The 16,447-nt window shown below is 46.7% G+C and carries 11 protein-coding genes; all 11 read left to right on the top strand.

The annotated features are described in order from the left end of the window. Window positions 1-13 precede the first annotated feature (13 nt). Window positions 14-2,377 carry a penicillin-binding transpeptidase domain-containing protein gene (locus BK127_RS00610; protein ID WP_076227480.1) on the top strand — a complete coding sequence of 788 codons (2,364 nt, stop codon included), beginning with the start codon at window positions 14-16 and terminating at the stop codon, window positions 2,375-2,377. An 81-nt stretch (window positions 2,378-2,458) separates the two neighbouring features. Then, entirely contained in the window at window positions 2,459-4,399 is a 1,941-nt protein-coding gene (locus tag BK127_RS00605; protein ID WP_076227478.1) for a stage V sporulation protein D, read from the top strand. A gap of 85 nt (window positions 4,400-4,484) precedes the next feature. After that, window positions 4,485-5,978 (top strand): UDP-N-acetylmuramoyl-L-alanyl-D-glutamate--2,6-diaminopimelate ligase, encoded by a 1,494-nt coding sequence (locus tag BK127_RS00600; RefSeq protein WP_076227476.1) that lies wholly within the window; start codon window positions 4,485-4,487, stop codon window positions 5,976-5,978. Then, window positions 5,971-7,389, top strand: coding sequence for a UDP-N-acetylmuramoyl-tripeptide--D-alanyl-D-alanine ligase (locus BK127_RS00595; RefSeq protein WP_076227474.1), 1,419 nt, complete (start codon window positions 5,971-5,973; stop codon window positions 7,387-7,389). Before BK127_RS00600 ends, BK127_RS00595 begins: the two co-directional genes overlap by 8 nt. A gap of 728 nt (window positions 7,390-8,117) precedes the next feature. Next, the gene (gene mraY / locus BK127_RS00590) at window positions 8,118-9,080 is read left to right on the top strand and encodes a phospho-N-acetylmuramoyl-pentapeptide-transferase (RefSeq protein WP_076228337.1); all 963 of its coding nucleotides are present in this window, start codon (window positions 8,118-8,120) and stop codon (window positions 9,078-9,080) included. 3 nt (window positions 9,081-9,083) lie between these two features. Beyond that, on the top strand, window positions 9,084-10,532 hold the full coding sequence (gene murD, locus BK127_RS00585) for a UDP-N-acetylmuramoyl-L-alanine--D-glutamate ligase (protein ID WP_076227472.1): 1,449 nt from the start codon (window positions 9,084-9,086) through the stop codon (window positions 10,530-10,532). Between the two features lie 55 nt (window positions 10,533-10,587). After that, the gene (spoVE, locus tag BK127_RS00580) at window positions 10,588-11,685 is read left to right on the top strand and encodes a stage V sporulation protein E (protein WP_076227470.1); all 1,098 of its coding nucleotides are present in this window, start codon (window positions 10,588-10,590) and stop codon (window positions 11,683-11,685) included. A 9-nt stretch (window positions 11,686-11,694) separates the two neighbouring features. Next, on the top strand, window positions 11,695-12,768 hold the full coding sequence (locus BK127_RS00575) for an undecaprenyldiphospho-muramoylpentapeptide beta-N-acetylglucosaminyltransferase (protein ID WP_076227468.1): 1,074 nt from the start codon (window positions 11,695-11,697) through the stop codon (window positions 12,766-12,768). 198 nt (window positions 12,769-12,966) lie between these two features. Then, the gene (gene murB, locus BK127_RS00570; protein WP_076227466.1) at window positions 12,967-13,872 is read left to right on the top strand and encodes a UDP-N-acetylmuramate dehydrogenase; all 906 of its coding nucleotides are present in this window, start codon (window positions 12,967-12,969) and stop codon (window positions 13,870-13,872) included. 15 nt (window positions 13,873-13,887) lie between these two features. Then, entirely contained in the window at window positions 13,888-15,159 is a 1,272-nt protein-coding gene (gene murA / locus BK127_RS00565; RefSeq protein ID WP_076227464.1) for a UDP-N-acetylglucosamine 1-carboxyvinyltransferase, read from the top strand. A gap of 217 nt (window positions 15,160-15,376) precedes the next feature. Then, a complete protein-coding gene (locus BK127_RS00560) occupies window positions 15,377-16,261 on the top strand; it encodes a cell division protein FtsQ/DivIB (protein ID WP_076228335.1) in 885 nt (294 codons plus the stop codon). Window positions 16,262-16,447: the final 186 nt, after the last annotated feature.

Here is a 16,447-nt window from a genome sequence, read left to right as displayed (position 1 = left end):
GAGAGGAGTCGAAATGACAAAAAAAGTAAAGCTCAGATCATTACTCATTGGAGGGTTGTTCACCCTCTTTTTTGTTGCAATAGTAGGCAGATTATATTGGGTTCAGGTCGTGCAGGGTGCCGGTTTACTGACATCAGCCCAGGAGAGATGGGCCAAGGAGGATGTGCTTCGCCCTGTCAGAGGAGCGATTGTGGATCGCAATGACAAGGTACTTGCCGAGGATTCTCCTGCCTATACGATTGCTTTGAACCCGATTATTATTCAAAAATACCAATTGGAGCAGAGTGTCGTTAAAGGCTTGGCAGGTTTGTTAAAAACATCGGATGATCCGGCAGCTATATCGGTTTTAGAAGAAAAGATTCGAACGCTGCTAAACAAAAAAAGGCTTGATGAAAAGACACAACAGATGACCCTGATGACACAAGTAGAAATTCGCAATGAGGGCTGGAAAATTGATACAGAGGTTGCCGAACAGGTTAAAACCTTTGTGGAGACGCTCAAAAATCAGACAAACGTAAAGAATGTCGGGATCTATCTGCAAAAGGAACAAAAACGGTTTTATCCAGGCGGCAAGCTTGCCTCTCATGTGCTTGGTTATACGGATAAAGAGGGTAAAGCTTTAACAGGACTGGAGTCTCGCTTTGACAGCTTTCTTAAAGGTATTCCCGGAAACAGGAGCTATGAAAAGGATCGAACCGGAGTCGAACTTCCGGATGCCAAGGTTAATTACCAGCCTGCTGTGGATGGCAGCAACGTTAGACTCACCATCGACAAAAATATCCAGTTCTATATTGAAAGCGCGCTCGAGAAAGTGAATGCCAAGTATCACCCTAAAAGCTTGACGGCAATAGCCGTTGATCCGCAAACGATGGAAGTTTTGGGGATGGCGAGTACTCCTGATTTTAATCCCAACAAATACTGGGACAACAAAAACCAAAGTGATTTTATCAATAATACAGTGGCCTCTCAATACGAGCCAGGCTCGACCTTTAAGATTGTCACATTGGCTGCAGCCGTTGAAGAAAACTTGTTCTTTCCCGAAGATAAGTATCAGTCGGGGGCTATTCAAGTGCCAGGGCGGATCCTACATGACCATAATATTGTCGGATGGGGGCAAATTTCATATCTGGATGGATTAAAGCGCTCAAGTAATGTCGCTTTTGTTAAGCTTGGCTATGAGAAGCTAGGTAAGGAAAAGCTTGAGAAATATATCAAAGATTTTGGCTTTGGAGCTAAAACAGGGATTGATCTTCCAGGGGAGGTTCCTGGTATCGTAGCGATGAAATACCCTTCTGATTATGCAACGGCTACTTATGGTCAAGGACGTTTGACGACAACTGCGATACAACAAACATCGGCATATGCAGCGATTGCCAATGGCGGTAAGCTGATGGTACCGCATGTAGTGAAAGACATTGTGAACCCGAAGACCAAGGAAGTGATTCAGACCTTCGAGCCAACAGTGATTCGGCAGGTTGTGTCCGAGCGAACTGCCAAGCAGGTAAGCGAATATCTGGAGCAGGTGGTTAGCGATCAGGCTATCGGAACAGGACGTAATGCTTTTATCGAGGGATATCGTGTCGCAGGAAAAACGGGAACAGCCAACAAGGTTGAACCTGGCGGTAAAGGCTATGCGGATGGCAAGTGGGTTGTATCCTTTATAGGGTATGCGCCTGTGGAAAATCCGAAAATTCTTGTAACGATTATTGCGGATGAACCGGATCTCGGAGGCGATTATCATCGGGGCAGTGAGGTAGCACCTCCAGCTTTTAAAGAAATTGTCTCGCAGACCCTGCGTTATTTGGGCGTGCCTTCCAATACCCAGCAAATGAAAGCAGCGGAGAAGGTTGAAGATATGTTGATGCCCGATCTATCTGGCCAAACCGTTGAGAAATCTAAAAATGTGATGAATAAATTTGGTGTAATCGTCGAAAGCATTGGAAAAGGCAGTAAAGTTATCGCACAATCACCACCGGTCGGGACCGATATCAGCTCTGCTCAACGAATTTATGTGGTACTGCAAGAAGGCGGCGAGCTGCCAATTCCAGACTTGACAGGCAAATCGTTACGGGATGCTCTGGAAGTATGTACATTTATTAAAGTGAAGTGTCAATCCGTAGGCGAGGGCTATGTTTCATCTCAATCGTTAGCTGGAGACAGTGATGCCAGGCAGCTTGTTTTGCAGCTTAAGCCATACAGCGAACTGCTGCAGGGCCCGTCTTCTGATGCGGAAGCTCCTGCTGCACCAGCTGCTACTACGCCAGCAAAGACGGATAAGAAGGTAACATCAGTCAAACCCAATAATCCCGTCAAAACGGCAGAATCGACCAAGATTAATGAAGGTTCTGCCAAAAAAAACGACCCTCCAGCGAGGTAGGCTTGTTCTAACCACGGTTTGTCCTGAATAATCTGGATATGAAGCAGTCCCAGATTTATTTCAGGAGGGGAACGGACAGTCATGAAAGCAACTCAAACTACGGTTCGTCGTCGACTATTTGTGGCACTTATTATTGGCACTTTTTTGTTCATAGCTTTAATCATAAGGCTTGGTTTTGTTCAAATATGGTTAGGACCGGAGTTATCCGGAAAAGCTGAGGATTCGTGGCGCCGCAATATTCCTTTTGCAGCCAAACGGGGTGAGATTCTGGACCGAAACGGGGTACAGCTTGCCTATAATATCAGTTCACCAACGGTAATGGCCATTCCGGCACAAATCAAAGATGCCAAGTCTGTAGCAGCCCAGCTTGCCTCTACGCTTCAGCTGAACGAGGAGGCGCTGCTTAAACAGATTACACAAAGGCAATTAATTGTACGTATCCAACCGGGAGGCCGGAAGATTACTCAGGAAAAGGCTCAGGAAATTCGTTCTCTGAATCTTCCGGGTATCGTGGTTGCAGAGGACAATAAGCGGTACTATCCTTTTGGACAACTTGCCGCACATATTCTTGGGTTTACCGGCATTGATAATCAAGGTCTAACGGGCATAGAATTAAAATATGATAAACCTTTGACCGGATTGGGTGGAAGCATATCATTTTTGGCTGATGCAGCAGGCAGGCAAATGCCAAATTCAACAGACGCTTATGTGAAACCACGCGATGGGATGAATCTGCAGCTGACTGTGGATAGCCATATTCAATCCGTACTGGAGCGCGAGCTTGATCAGGCCATGGTGAAATATCAGGCGGAGCATGCAATTGCTATCGTGATGGATCCGAATAACGGTGAAATCCTGGCGATGGGAGGAAGACCCGGTTACGACCCCGGCAGCTTTCGTGAGTTTCCCAAAGAGAGCTATGACCGTAATCTGCCGATCTGGATGACTTATGAGCCTGGCTCGACTTTCAAAATTATTACATTGGCAGCTGCTTTAGAAGAGAAAAAGGTTAATTTGAACGAATCTTTTTATGATCCTGGCTACATTGAGGTTGCCGGTGCGAGATTGCGATGCTGGAAACGGGGCGGTCACGGGAGCGAGACCTTCTTGCAAGTCGTAGAAAACTCATGCAATCCGGGTTTTGTTGTAATGGGCCAGAGGCTTGGTAAGGAAAAGCTGTTCGATTATATTTCGAAGTTCGGCTTTGGTACCAAAACCGGGATTGATCTTGGTGGCGAAGAGAATGGAATTATGTTCAAAATGTCGCGTGTCGGCCCGGTCGAATTAGCTACGACAGCATTTGGCCAAGGGGTATCGGTAACTCCAATTCAACAGATTACAGCGGTTTCGGCAGCGATCAATGGGGGGAAGCTTTTCAAACCATTTGTTGCGAGAGGCTGGTATCAGCCGGGCAGCAGTCAAATGATTGATCAGGTACAACCGCAGCTGGTCAGGCAGGTTATATCGGAGGCGACCTCCAAGCAGGTTAGAGAAACACTGGAAAGTGTGGTTGCAAACGGAACCGGACGCAATGCATTTATTGAAGGCTATCGGGTTGGCGGGAAAACCGGAACAGCTCAAAAGGTTGTTAATGGCCGTTATTCCGCAACGGATCATATCGTTTCTTTTATAGGGTTTGCACCCGCCGATGATCCCAAAATTGTTGTTTATGCCGCCGTGGATAATCCGCAAGGACTTCAGTTCGGTGGCTTGATAGCAGCTCCTCTTGTCAAAAGTATTATGGAGGACACTCTTCGTTATATGCAGGTGCCTGAGCGAAAGGACCAAATGGAGAAGAAATACGTATATGGCGATACCCGTTTGGTTGAGGTTCCCAATGTTATTGGAATGAGCATTACGGATATATATGAAAATCTGAATTCGAACTTCCTGCTTGCCAAATCAGGGGTTGGCTCCTATGTGGTCAATCAGGTTCCGAAGGCAGGTGCCAAGCTGGAGCAAGGCTCTACGATCCGCATTTATTTATCGGAAACTGCCCCTCCTCCTCAAGTAAGTAATTAAATAACGACAATTTAAAAAAGAGGCTTTTCAGCAGCACTTTTTTTGTCCATAATAGATACCATGTGTAAAAAATGGAGGGAAGCTCATGCAGCTGAACGAACTGGCTTCGCAGCTTGCGGTTAGCCGTATTGACGGTGATGAAGAAACGGTATTCAGCGGCTTACAAATGGATTCCCGGCGGGTACAGCCGGGTGATTTATTTTTCTGCATTCGAGGTTTAGTTGATGATGGACATCTTTTTGCAGCCAAGGCCGCTCAGCAAGGAGCGGTTGCTTTGGTTGTTGAGCATGATGTCGATGTCGATATCCCTAAGCTGATTGTTAAGGATTCACGTTACGCCATGGCATTAATCGCCAATCATTATTATGGATATCCAAGCCGCAATATGAAAGTCATCGGTATAACAGGCACGAATGGTAAAACCACGACTACCTACCTGTTGGAAAAAATCTTGAGCAGTCAAGGACATTCGACTGGACTCATGAGCAACATTGAAGTAAAAATAGGTGACAGGACGATACCCAATAATGGAACGAATACACAGGAGTCCTTGAATCTGCAGCGTATTATGGCTGAGATGCAGGCAGTGGATACCGAGTTCTGCATCATGGAGGTAACTTCCCAGGGTCTTGATTTGGGAAGGGTGAAGGGCACCAGCTTTCGAACTGCGATATTCACGAACTTAACCCAGGATCATCTGGACTATCACGGATCCATGGAAAGCTACAAGGCATCAAAGGGGTTGTTATTCTCGGGACTTGGCAATGCGTTTTCGGCGGCTCCGGAAGAGCAGCGTTACGCGGTGCTTAACGCCGATGATTCGGCAAGTGAGGATTTCATCAAGCTGACTGCTGCACAAATCATAACCTATGGGATCAAGCAGAACGCGGATGTACGGGCTGATGCCATTGAAATCACTTCCAAAGGGACTCGTTTCCGCTGTACGACATTTCTTGGAACCGTTGATTTGCATACTCCACTTGTTGGTGAATTCAATGTGTATAATTGTTTGGCTGCTATAACAGCAGCACTGCTAGAAGGTATTTCACTGGAAGCTATCAAGCAGAGTCTGGAATCGATTGCTGTTGTTGAAGGGCGGATGGAAGTTGTGGATGAGGGGCAGGACTTTCTGGTTCTTGTTGATTACGCCCATACACCGGATGGTTTGGAAAATGCACTATCTACCATCTCCCAATTTGTAGAAGGTCAGATTCATTGCGTCTTCGGCTGTGGCGGTGATCGGGATCGCCTTAAACGACCTGTTATGGGCAAAGTTGCTGCCCGGTACAGTGATTATTTATATGTGACCTCTGATAACCCGCGTAAGGAAGATCCGCAAAGTATTTTGCTAGATATTGTACCAGGGCTTCTGGAAGTTGATTTTCCAGGCGAACGCTATCAGCTTATAGCTGACCGCAGAGCTGCTATTGATCTTGCGATTGCCAACGCTGTTCCAGGAGATGTTGTATTGATAGCGGGCAAGGGTCATGAAACCTATCAGGATATTAACGGGATCAAGCATGATTTTGATGATCGCCTGGTTGCCAAAGAAGCGATAAGGGGAAGAAGCCATGATTAAACGTACTTACTCCCAGATCGCAGCGATGTGTGAAGGTATTGCTAGCAGCGACATCAGCATAATTGATATGCAGATTAGCGGGGTTTCCAAAGATACCCGCACCATTCAGTTGGGTAATCTCTATGTGCCTTTAATAGGTGAGTCTTTCGATGGACATCGATTTGTTGAAGAGGCTATGAGCCAAGGGGCGGTTGCATCGTTATGGCAAAATGATCACGAGCATCCTCCAGTTGGCGTTCCATTAATTTTTGTTGACGATACATTGGCAGCTCTGCAAACACTGGCAAAATCCTATCTCTCGCAGTTGAATGTGCGAATCGTGGGGATTACTGGAAGCAATGGAAAGACAACGACAAAGGATATGACGGCATCCGTTTTGGCGACTACGTATAAGGTGCACAAAACGATTGGTAATTATAACAATCATATCGGGTTACCCTTCACTCTTCTTCAGTTAGAGGAGGATACCGAAATCGTTGTACTCGAAATGGGGATGAGTAATCGTGGTGAAATCCAGTTCTTGTCTGAGCTTGCCGAACCGGAAATTGCTATTATTACAAACATCGGCGAAGCTCATCTGCTGCAACTGGGTACTCGAGAAGAAATCGCGAGAGCAAAGACGGAAATCGTAGCAGGCTTGCAGACAGGGGGCACGTTGATATATAACGGTGATGATCCGCTGATCGAAGCGGTTTTACCAGAATGGGCGCAGCATCGTGGCACGGAGCAAGGATTAGATTTCAACACAGTCACCTTCGGAACTCGGCCAGAAAATGATTTTACACCTGAGCGTGTCCTCATGGATGCGACTGGAACTCACTTTCAGATTAGCGGATTAGACATCGATTTTTACATTCCCGTGCTTGGCTCGCATAATGTGGTAAATGCACTTGCTGCGCTAGCGGTCGGTATGTACTTTGATATTCCGCATGCTGTTATTGCCGAAGGCTTGCGAGCAAGCGTAATGACGGGAATGCGTATCGAGCTTACGAAAACTCCGTTAGGACTGACAGTTTTGAATGATGCTTATAATGCAAGTCCGTCTTCGATGAAGGCGGCTCTTCATTTACTACAAGAGCTTCAGGGCTACACTCATAAAATCGTTGTCTTGGGCGACATGTTGGAGCTTGGTGAACGAGAGGTTGAATTTCATCGGGAAATAGGTCAAATGCTTGACCCCAACAAAATAGATCGTGTTTTTACGTATGGGACATTGACCAAGCATGTAGCGGAGCAAGCTGCCCGTGTCTATAACCCCGAAGGTGTAACGCATTTTGACGATAAAAGCCAGCTCGCACATGCAATTGCAAACTACGCCACACCGAACGATGTCGTGCTTGTAAAAGGGTCTAGGGGAATGAAGCTGGAACAAATCGTGGATTATTTAACCCTCCCAAACCCTCCCTTGTAGGGAGGGCCCCAAAGGGCTTGGCCCTCTGGACTCCCCTGGTTGGTACGCGAACTGTTGTGTTCTCGGGGCGCTTTCGTCCCTGCGGGACACGCTTGGGATGGGAGATAGGGGTGCGATGAAACAGAGACATCGGTGTTCTCGGAGCGCTTTTCGTCCCTGCGGGACACGCTTGGGTTGGAGAGTAGGGGTCGATCACACATTAAAAGGGGTTAAAACTACTTCACGTTCATTAGATAGGTGTAGAGACTTTCGTTTCTACGGAATACGCTTTACATTGGTTAATAAACATAGTAATCTTCTAAAGGCGCATATGAACAATGATACTCACAGCTAAGAGCTTTCTGAACAAGGTTAACTCCAATAGTTAAGCGTGTCCCGAAGGGACGAAAGCGATCCGAATAAAGTAAAGTCTGCCAATATCGTAAATCCAACTCCCAAGTCAAGCGTGTTCCATAGGAACAAAGCGGCCCGAGAACAGAGCAGTCTTCATACGGCAAGGGAGTCCAGAGGGCAGCGCCCTTTGGAGCCCTCCTTATAGGGAGGGTTTGGGAGGGTAATCCCCCTTTGCGGCAGCAAAAAATGTGAGTCCAAAGAGCGCAGCTCTATGCAATGAAGCAGTGAGTTCAAAGAGCGACAGCTCTATGTTATCTAGTTTATATGAAAAAAGGTGTCCAGAGGGCAAGGCCCTATGGAGCCCTCCACTCGGAGGGTGGGAAGGAGTAATGGTTGTGGATTTTAACGTGGTCATGATTACATTGGGGGCATCTTTTTTACTTGCCGTCATTTTGGGGCCATTATGCATACCTTTATTAAAGAGGCTGAAATTCGGTCAGCAAATTCGGACAGATGGTCCTCAGGGACATCTGAAAAAAGCCGGAACACCGACAATGGGCGGCATTATTATTTTGCTGGCGCTCTCGTTAGCGGTATTGCGTTTTGCTGACACTAGCACGGAGATGGTCATCCTGCTGGTCGCCACGTTAGGGTATGGATTGGTTGGATTTATGGACGATTATATAAAAATTATTTTGAAACGTTCGTTGGGACTCACTGCCAGACAAAAGCTGCTTGGACAATTGATTGTATCTGTAATTGTCTGTATCCTGCTCTACAAGCTGGGGTTCAGCACGGATGTTCGAATTCCATTTCTTCATTATACAATCTCAATGGGCTGGCTCTACTTCCCATTCGTGGCAGTGATGATGCTTGGAACATCCAATGCGGTGAATTTCACCGACGGTCTTGACGGGCTGCTTGCAGGAACCAGTGCAGTGGCATTTGGTGCTTATGCCATTATAGCCATGAACAGTACACTGCCGGATGTGGCGATTTTTTGCGCTGCAATGGTTGGAGCGGTACTAGGCTTCCTTGTATTTAATACACATCCTGCGAAAGTGTTCATGGGGGATTCCGGGTCACTGGGTATCGGAGGTGGATTAGCGCTTGTGGCAGTGCTGACGAAATCGGAGATTTTGTTAATAGTGGTCGGCGGCGTATTCGTAGTCGAGGTGCTGTCCGTTATTATTCAAGTCGTTTCCTTTAAAACAAGGGGAAAACGCGTATTCAAAATGAGTCCGATCCATCACCATTTTGAATTGGTTGGCTGGTCAGAGTGGCGGGTAGTCGTTACATTTTGGACAGTTGGCATTGTATTGGCAGCAATTGGACTTTATATAAATGAGGTGTTATAGCAAATGAAGCATCCGCAGGCATATCGTAATCAGCAGGTAGTAATTCTTGGCTTGGCGCTTAGCGGCGTAGCTGTTGCCAAGCTGTTTCATGAGCTTGGAGCTATTGTGACTGTCAATGATAAAAAAGAGCGTGACCAGTGCCCTGAGGCCGATGAATTAACGGCTCTGGGTATTTCTGTTATTTGCGGAGGTCATCCCGAGTCCTTGATCCATAAGGATGTGAGACTGATTGTCAAAAATCCGGGCATTCCCTATACGATAGAACCAATGAAAAAGGCTGAACAGCTTGGAATTGAGGTTGTTACAGAGGTTGAGGTTGCTTACCAGGTATGTACGGCACCTATGATCTGCATAACAGGCTCTAACGGTAAAACGACGACTACGACATGGATCGGCCTTATGCTGGAGAAAGCGGGCTTAAAGCCGATTGTAGCAGGCAATATTGGGCGTGCTTTGACTGAAGCCGCACTTGAGGCAGAGCCGGATAACCATATGGTCGTAGAGCTAAGCAGCTTTCAGCTAAAGGGTACACAGGATTTTCATCCGAAGATCGCTTGTTTATTAAATGTATACGAAACGCACCTTGACTATCATGGCTCGATGGAAGATTATATCGCATCCAAAGCCAAGCTTTTCGCTAATCAGACTGCAGAGGATACAGCCATATTGAATTGGGATGATCCGATTTGCCGCCGTTTGGCTTCTGAGGTGAAAGCATCGGTGCTGCTCTTTTCCATGACAGAGAAGCTGGATTATGGTGTCTATGTACAGGCACACGGTGCGGTTGAGCAAGAAGTAACGAATCTGCACAATGAATCGAAGGGGTCAGAGGACAAGCATATTGTTTATCGTGATCGTAATGGAATCGTTCATCCGATCATTGCGGTGAAGGACATCGGCATTCCGGGCAGCTTTAATGTGGAAAATGCTCTTGCTGCCGCATGTGCAGCATTGACACTCGATGTACCGTTTGCTGTCATTGCAGAAGAGCTTAGAAATTTCCGTGGCGTAGAGCATCGTCTGGAGCATGTGGCAACGCACAATGAGGTGCTTTTTTATAACAATTCGAAGGCAACGAATTCTACAGCTACGATCCGGACCATTGAGTCCTTTGAACAGGACGTCATTCTAATAGCTGGTGGGTTGGATCGGGGCTCTGATTATATGGAACTGTTTCAGATTTTCCAGGAGCGGGTAAAGGGATTAGTCGCAATTGGAGAGACGAAGTATAAAATTGTGGAAATTGCCAAGCTGGCAGGCATGAGTCGGATCAAAATAGTCGATACTGGCAAGCAAGCGAAGGATGCTATTGCGGAAGCCGTACGCGAGGCAGCAGCCATGGCGAAGCCAGGAGATGTTGTGCTGCTATCACCCGCATGCGCCAGTTGGGATATGTTTACTTCCTATGAAGAGCGAGGAAGCATGTTTAAGCAGTCTGTGCATACCCTGTAAAGTAGGGTGGTATACAAGCCTACCCTACCATTTTACTGGGTAAGAGGTGGCACTTATGGTGAAATCGCGGTCTGCTCCGGATATGCTAATGCTTATGTGCACGTTGATTCTATTGACAATTGGCGTGGTAATGGTTTACAGTGCCAGCGCTGTGCTGGCATTTCATGAATTCGGTGACTGGTACTATTATTTAAAAAGGCAGCTCTTGTTCGCTGTTCTCGGTGTTGTGGCGATGTTGTTCACGATGAACGTTGATTATGGACTGTGGAAAAAGCATGCCCGTTTGATTCTGATCATGTGCTTTGTGATGCTGGCTGCGGTATTAATACCCGGTGTAGGTGTTGTTCGGGGAGGCGCGCGAAGCTGGCTGGGGATTGGCTCCTTTGGTATTCAGCCATCTGAGTTTATGAAAATGGGTATGATTTTATTCTTGTCCAAGCTGTTGACCGATCGGCAAAATAAGATTGCCTTGTTCACGGAAGGACTTTTGCCCCCACTAGGCTTGGTCGGTTTGGCGTTTGGGCTTATTATGCTGCAGCCGGATCTTGGAACCGGAGTCGTGCTGATGGGTGCAGCGCTGCTCATTATTTATGCGTCAGGTGCCCGATTGCTGCATTTGTCCTACTTGGGCATGGCTGGGCTTGTTGGCTTCGTTGGACTTATTATCGCTGCTCCTTACCGCTTGCAGCGGATTACAGCATTTCTGGATCCGTGGGCGGATCCGCTTGGGGCAGGATATCAGGCGATTCAATCCTTATATGCTATAGGGCCTGGAGGCTTTGTAGGACTCGGACTTGGCATGAGTAGGCAAAAATATAGTTACTTGCCGGAGCCGCAAACCGATTTTATTTTCTCAATTATTGCTGAGGAGCTTGGTTTCATAGGTGGCGGTTGTGTGCTGATCTTGTTTTTGCTGCTTCTGTGGCGTGGAATGCGTACTGCGATTACGGCTCCAGACATGTTTGGAAGCCTGCTTGCAACGGGCATCGTCGGAATGATTGCTATCCAGGTGATCATCAATATTGGCGTTGTGATCGGGATGTTTCCGGTAACTGGTATTACCTTGCCGTTGATCAGCGCCGGAGGCTCATCCTTGACACTGATGCTGACCTCCATTGGTATCTTACTTAATATTTCCCGCTATGCGAGGTGAGTGAAAGCTATGAAGAAAATTGTATTCACCGGAGGCGGTTCAGCTGGCCATGTGACGCCCAATTTGGCTATTATCGCGAAGCTGAAGCTGCAGGGCTGGGATATTCAATATATCGGCTCGCAGCAGGGAATTGAGCGGGAAATTATCGGTCAAGAGGGAATCCCTTTTCATCCGATTGCATCCGGCAAGCTGCGCAGATATTTTGATTTCAAAAATATGAAGGACCCGTTTAATGTTATTCGTGGGGTTGGTCAAGCTTATAGGCTTTTACGAAAGTTGAAACCTGACGTTGTTTTCTCCAAGGGTGGGTTCGTTTCCGTTCCTGTCATATTGGCCAGTAAGCTGAACCGGATTCCTATTATTATTCATGAATCAGATATGACACCCGGTCTTGCCAACAAAATTTCGCTGCCTTTTGCTGATCAGGTATGTGTGACGTTTCCAGAGTCTCTCAAGCATATTAAAGGGAACAAAGCGATTTGTACGGGCTTACCGATTCGTGAGCATATTTTACTTGGCAATGCGATGAAGGGCCTGCAGCTGTGCGACTTTCATCAGCTAAAACCGATTCTTCTTGTCATGGGAGGAAGTCTGGGAGCTCAGAGAATCAATAGTGTTGTTCGAGCTGCACTGGATGTGCTGCTTCAGAGCTATCAGATCGTTCATCTGTGCGGTAAAGGCCATGTGGATGAGGCTTTCCAAGGCAGAAGAGGCTACAGGCAGTTTGAATATCTGAATGAGGATCTGCCAGATGTGCTCGCCATGACGAATCTGGTCGTATCCCGGGCAGGAGCTACCTCCATATTTGAATTTTTGGCATTGGAAAAACCGATGCTGCTCATCCCATTGACAAAGCAAGCAAGCCGGGGAGATCAAATTTTAAATGCAGGCTCGTTTCAATCTATGGGGTACGGTGAAATTTTGTTTGAAGAGCAATTAACCGCTGATACATTAATCCAGAGTATTGAGCTTCTCCATTTAAATCAAGAGAAATATGTAGAAAAAGCTAAAGAAGCGAAGCATATTAATGGGACCGACGCTATTATTAAACTCATCAAGAAGGCCGCTCATGCTACAGATTGACAAAACGATCTGGGCATTTGTCACACTCTATCCGATCTTACATAAACTACACTATAACCGTGACAGACACTCGGTGAAGCGGCAAACAGCTAGCGCAAGCCTATATAGGGTTCAGAGGTGCTTACTGAATTGTTCTTTGCGAATGCGGCAGCTAGCCGTTACCTGCGAAGCCCGGAGTTCTGTGAAGGAGGTTTTCCCATGCAACAGGTCATTTCGTTATTGCAAAGCGGTGCGTTCGGTAAATGTTTTTTGAACGAGCCCCTTGCCCCTCATACCACTTGGAAAATCGGAGGGCCAGCCGATATTCTGCTAATCCCCCGCAACCGTGAGCAGCTAATTGATGCCGTGAAGCTGATGCATGCCCATCAGATTCCCTGGACCATTCTCGGTCGCGGCTCCAATGTGCTCATTGCCGACAAAGGGATTCGCGGCGTTGTTATTAAGCTGGGTCCCGCTCTGGAGACATTGCGGTTTGAGGGTGAGACGGTTTATGCCGGAGCGGCTTATTCATTTATCAAGCTGTCCGTCATGGCCGGCAAGGAAGGTTTGACCGGGTTGGAGTTCGCTGGAGGCATTCCAGGGACAGTGGGAGGCGCCATTTATATGAACGCCGGAGCTCACGGATCTGATGTGTCACGCATACTTTTAAGAGCTGAAGTGCTGCTTTCGACAGGAGAGCTGGTCACCATGCAGATGGCCGATTTTGAATACACCTATCGACATTCACTCTTGCATCATCAGCCGGGTATTATCATTGAAGCCGTATTCGGACTGAAGTCAGGGGATCGCAAGGAGATTGCAGAAGCGATGGCTTCTTACAAGGAACGCCGCTTACGTACACAACCGCTGCAACTGGCATGTGCAGGCAGTGTGTTCCGCAATCCACCTGGGCAATTTGCAGCGAGATTGATTGAAGAGGCGGGTCTCAAGGGATTCAAGATCGGTGGAGCCGAGGTTTCACCGCTGCATGCCAATTTCATTGTCAACACGGGGCAAGCGACAGCTCATGACGTGCTCACCCTCATCGAACATGTTCAGCAGTGCGTCATGGAAGCTTATGGCGTAAAGCTGGTTACCGAGGTTCTGGTGGTGGGGGAGCGGTAAATCGGAGGTGGGACTTTGGAAAAGTTGGTTATCGAAGGTGGGAGACCTCTGTCGGGAGCCATCAAAATTCATGGTGCGAAAAATGCGGCGCTGCCCATATTAGCAGCAGGCATGATGGCAGAAGGAACGTTTAGCATATTGAACGTACCCGATTTGTCAGATATACAGGTCATGCTGAGCATTCTTCGCGCACTGGGCTGTCGTACGGAGCATCAAGGTGATACGGTAACCGTAAATTCATCCACAGCACAATCCTATCACATCCCGGAAAGCCAGATGAGCCAGATGAGATCTTCGATTTTTTTGATGGGCCCTTTATTGGCACGCTTTGGTCGTGTTCAAGTCTATCAGCCAGGTGGATGTGCCATAGGAGAAAGAAAAATAGATTTACACCTGCGGGGACTTGCCGCTTTAGGAGCAACGATTGAGGAAACTGGCGGGAATACCATCATTTGTACGGCAAAAGAGTTAATAGGCGCTGAGATCGCACTTGACTTTCCAAGTGTCGGAGCAACAGAAAACATTATGATGGCTGCAGCTATGGCCAAGGGCATGACGACCATTTCCAATGCGGCCAGAGAACCGGAGATTCAGGATCTGCAAAATTTCCTGAACGCCATGGGTGCCCAGATTATAGGCGCTGGCACTGACACGATCACGATTGAAGGGGTATCGGTGCTGACCCCATGTACTTATCGTATTATTCCCGACCGAATCGTAGCCGGAACCCTTATGATTGCTGCTGCTGTCACGCGGGGAAACATCACATTGGAAAATGTATGCCCTGCACATTTAACATCAGCCATCCACGTACTAAAGCGTGCAGGTGTTCAAATCACGATTAACGGTGATATAATGAACGTAAGCTGTCTCGCAAGATCCAAATCGATAGAGCGAATTATTACATCCCCCTATCCTGCATTTCCGACAGACCTGCAATCACAGATTATGGTGCTGCTTTCATTGGCAGATGGTTTAAGTATCCTCAAGGAAACTGTTTTTGAAGGAAGATTCAAGCATGTGGCTGAACTGGCTCGCATGGGAGCTGATATTCGGGTTGATTGGAATTCAGCATTTATTCGGGGTGTACCGAGATTATATGGAGCTACTGTAGAAGCTACCGACTTACGGGCTGGAGCAGCGCTCGTTATAGCAGGCCTGGCCGCTCATGGAACTACGATCATTGAACAGATTCATCATATTGATAGAGGCTATGATCGGATTGAGCATATGTTGAGCTCTCTGGGTGCCAACATTCTTCGAACAACACCTGTACCAACGGAATAATCACTGTCTATGATTATTATGACCATTGCCGCTGAAATATCCCTCTTCTGTTAGCAGAACGGAGATGTTCGGCGGTTTACATAGTGAAAGCATGTCCTCTCATAGGATTTCGGATAAAATTGAAAGAATGCCTACGAAGTTAGTTTTCCTGAAGGAAAACCAAGATTATGCTTACGAAGTAGGCTTTCCCACAGGAAAGTCCTTAGGAGGTTACCCTTTGCAAGCAGAAGAAAGATTACCTGTCATCAAGAAGCCTAAGGTACGAGGCCGAGGCAGTAAAAGGCTGCTGGTGTTTTTATTCCTGTTTTTTATAACGTTGCTCTGCGTCTTGTTTTTCCAGTCCTCCTTGAGCAAAATCACCAAAATCGAAATAGAAGGGCAGGAGCTTTTAGCTCCCGAAGCTATTGGACAAGCTATTACTGTTAAGAACGGCGATCACTTTTTTTCACAATCCTCTGCCACTATTGCGAAGCAGGTCAGAGCTTTAAAAATGGTAGAGTCGGCAGAGGTGAGTAAGCATTTTCCCGGACTAATTCATATACAGGTTCATGAATTTCCCAAGGTCGCCTATCAGTTTGATCCAAACAATCAACCTCAGGCTATTTTGGCGGATGGCAGTGTGGTCAGTATTAGTACGCAAACGAACTTTGTTCTGGATAAGCCGATTCTTTCAGGGTGGGCTGATAGTGACCCTCTGAAGCTCAAGCTCTGTCAGGTTATTGCCAGCTTGGATCCATCTTATTTAGCGGATATTTCTGAAATTAAACCAGATCCTACAGAATCCTATCCAGATCGAATTAAAATGTATACGCGTTCCAAATTTGAAGTGATTACGGTTATTAGTTATTTACCGGACAAGCTTCAATATTTAGACTCCTACATTGCAAATCTAAAGGAAAATAAAATCAATACAGGCGTACTCAAGCTTCTCGAAGCTGATACTCATGCACCGTTTGATACGCCAGCAGACGCTTCGAAGTCAGGTTCCAAAGCAGCAGCAGGTAAAGATACAAGTAAAACCGACAAAAAAACGCAATCCATTACACCTGCTCCAAATGATTCAAAAAAAGATGTACCTAAAGACACACAAAAACGTCCTTAAAGCCAGCAAATAGGACTTAAGGGTAAGAAAATAAGAGAAAATGCTTCTATTCACTCTACTCATTCTGAACGATTAATGATAGAATGATCTTTGTGGGTATTTTTATACTCTATCAATCTAACTAATGAATTTTTTTTGAAAAAGAGGGAAAATCCCAATCGTGTTGAATAAGTACAGAAGATTTCA

The organism is Paenibacillus sp. FSL H7-0331, assembly GCF_001956045.1.
Note: the sequence above shows the minus strand (reverse complement) of the source record. Positions and strands in the feature narration are given on the sequence as shown.

Bases quoted from the DNA above. Each gene is read 5' to 3' on its own strand.
- BK127_RS00610 (WP_076227480.1), top strand. From the start codon at position 14: ATGACAAAAAAAGTAAAGCTCAGATCATTACTCATTGGAGGGTTGTTC.
- BK127_RS00595 (WP_076227474.1), top strand. From the start codon at position 5,971: ATGATTAAACGTACTTACTCCCAGATCGCAGCGATGTGTGAAGGTATT.
- BK127_RS00600 (WP_076227476.1), top strand. From the start codon at position 4,485: ATGCAGCTGAACGAACTGGCTTCGCAGCTTGCGGTTAGCCGTATTGAC.
- BK127_RS00605 (WP_076227478.1), top strand. From the start codon at position 2,459: ATGAAAGCAACTCAAACTACGGTTCGTCGTCGACTATTTGTGGCACTT.
- murD (WP_076227472.1), top strand. From the start codon at position 9,084: ATGAAGCATCCGCAGGCATATCGTAATCAGCAGGTAGTAATTCTTGGC.
- spoVE (WP_076227470.1), top strand. From the start codon at position 10,588: ATGGTGAAATCGCGGTCTGCTCCGGATATGCTAATGCTTATGTGCACG.
- BK127_RS00575 (WP_076227468.1), top strand. From the start codon at position 11,695: ATGAAGAAAATTGTATTCACCGGAGGCGGTTCAGCTGGCCATGTGACG.
- murB (WP_076227466.1), top strand. From the start codon at position 12,967: ATGCAACAGGTCATTTCGTTATTGCAAAGCGGTGCGTTCGGTAAATGT.